Annotated in this window: 2 protein-coding genes; both read right to left on the bottom strand. The window is 34.2% G+C overall.

Annotation, left to right across the window (positions count from 1 at the left end):
• Window positions 1–112: 112 nt before the first annotated feature.
• A complete protein-coding gene (locus WOCAOBSORBRA_RS05840) occupies window positions 113–1,615 on the bottom strand; it encodes an ankyrin repeat domain-containing protein (protein ID WP_174516139.1) in 1,503 nt (500 codons plus the stop codon).
• 524 nt (window positions 1,616–2,139) lie between these two features.
• Window positions 2,140–2,614: ankyrin repeat domain-containing protein (locus WOCAOBSORBRA_RS05835; RefSeq protein WP_174516138.1), on the bottom strand; the 475-nt coding region annotated here is incomplete at its 5' end.

Here is a 2,614-nt window from a genome sequence, read left to right as displayed (position 1 = left end):
ATATACAGACTTACAACTTTTGGTTGGTAATACCATAATGGAAATTTATCATTCATTTTAGAAAATACTATAGTTGCATATTCCATACACAAGGAGCTAAACTTCAACAAGCCTAAGTTCTGCAGATGTATGTTTCTTCACATTCGATTCTCTCTATTTTAGCACTGGGCTTTAATATCATATATGTAGTCCCACCAACCGCTAACGCAAGTGTTGTGGCTGCAGCAACCGCCCCTACTATAGGCAGAAATCCAATTGTAAATACTGTTGCAAAAATGGTTGTCGCAGCTATACCTAATACTGCTGTTGATCCGCCACTAACAAGACCCCACTTGGTTGCATTATATTCTTGTTGTTTTATTTCTGCTTCCCCGAAAAGCTGTATTAAACTTTCATCTGTGGCTAACTCTCTTGGAGTTTTACCATTAGTGTCTTTTAACAAAGGATTTTCCCACTTTTTCAGTAAAGACTCTGCTACTTCTGTGCAGTCATAAATAGCAGCTAAATGTAAAGGAGTACGACCTTTTAGTAACGTATGTGCTCTATCTTCTACTACACACCTCACTAGATGCTCTACAACTTCTTTCATACTTGGTTCTTTTCCTATTAAATACTTAACTACCTTTGTGCAATTATTATAGAAAGCACTATGTAAAGGAGTATTTCCGTCTTTATTCACTACATTAAGATCTGATCCTTTTTTCACTAGAAGTTCTATTATGTCTATATGGCCATTTGCAGCAGCTAAGTGCAAGGAAGTATTTCCGTCTTTATTCACTACATTAAGGTCTGATCCTTCTTTCACTAGAAGTTCTATTATGTCTATATGGCCATTTGCAGCAGCTAAGTGCAAGGAAGTATTTCCGTCTTTATTCACTACATTAGGGTCTGATCCTTCTTTCACTAGAAGTTCTACTATGTCTATATAGCCATTGGATGCGGATAAGTGCAAAGAAGTATTTCCGTTTTGATCTTTTATATCAACACCTGCTCCTCCTTCTAACAGTAATTTTGTAACATTTATATCCCCAAAATTTGCAGCAAAATGTAATAATGTATATTCTTTTGTATGGTTAGAATCATCTTGTACTTTGAAAATGTAATTTATATCAAACCCATGTTTTTTCCACTGATTACATTCATGCATTATATGTTTTATACTACAACGCTCCTGCTCTAACTCTCTGAGCTCATTCTCATATTTCTTGAATTCCATATTAAATTTTGCTTCGCTATCTTTCAAACTATTATTATACCTTTCATATTCCCAATCATAATCAGGTATAGCATGTCTAGAATCATAATTGGATTTACTACTATTGGCATTGTTATGCAGCTCCTGTAACAATTTACTATTGTACTGGTAGTTTAACGACTGTATCTTTCTGCCATAGTTTTCACTCAATAACTGTGTCTCTCTGTTATAGTTTTCATCCAATAGCTGCATTTTGTGGTGAATAGATTCACTAGATTCATTAATTTCGCTTGACCTTCTTGAATTATATTCTTGTAATTCATTTGCTATTCTTGTAGTTGTGTTATTGCTGTATATACTTGGATTTTCCTCTATCCCCTGCAATATTATTTCAAATTCATTCTTCATAAAGTCTATCATACCTATACCTCAAAATTAAAAACACATGCCTAAATTGTACACGTATTTAATAAAAAAGCAAGTTTTTGCTTGTCAGTTCTAATTTCTTATATTCTTTTCTTCTGTCTTTTTCTTAATTATATGTATATCTTTATGTAGATATTAAAACAATATTTCTACTATTCCACAAACCAATAAATGCAACAGAGAAGAAGTTGCTTTGGAATCGGAAGGTCCGCTGCGGAGGCTTAAGACCTGCTGCAAAAGGAAAGCCCAGTTTTTGTGGTAATTATGATCTTTAAAAAAACCACGTTTAAAAATACTTCATACAAGCGAGGAACACCTCTTCTTGTTTTCGCAGCAGGTCTCCATGTATCCTTCTTTAATTAAGAGACTGACTAGCTCCTTGAGTTTGTTCAGTGCTTGGGCACTCAAGGTTACTATTTATATCTTTATTTTTAACCATCTCTGCAAATGTCTTGACTTTCAGTGTAGGAACATGTCTTGTTGTAACATCTTCGAAGTCTACAAAGTAAATTAGTGTATTATTTCGTACTCCTGTTCTTTATACCAGTAAATGTCATTGCTTGAAAATTACTTCCATAATGCGTCGATAAAGCATCAATCAATGGTTTATGATTATGTAGAAATATTCTTTTTTCTATTTCTGGCATTATCTGAACTTTAAGTTGTATATTCTCTGGACTGACATATAAGCCAGTAGCTTCCAGTTTTGCTATGTGATTTACTATTAACTCAGCATTGTCTATTTTATTCGAGATAATAACGCAATTTAAAGGAGTATTGCCATCACCATCTATCACATCAATATTCGCTCCTTTTTCAAGTAAAGACTCTATCACACCTTTTTGGCTATGTTCAGCAGCCCAACTTAAAGGAGTATTGCCATTATCATCTATCGCATCAATATGCGCCCCCTCTCCGATTAAAAGCTCTACCATCTCTCTTTTGCCACTTAAAGCAGCAGAAAATAAAGGAGTATTGCCATTATCATCCACC

Origin of the sequence: Wolbachia endosymbiont of Cardiocondyla obscurior, from assembly GCF_902713635.1 — a bacterium.
Classification (GTDB): Bacteria; Pseudomonadota; Alphaproteobacteria; order Rickettsiales; family Anaplasmataceae; genus Wolbachia; species Wolbachia pipientis.
Note: the sequence above shows the minus strand (reverse complement) of the source record. Positions and strands in the feature narration are given on the sequence as shown.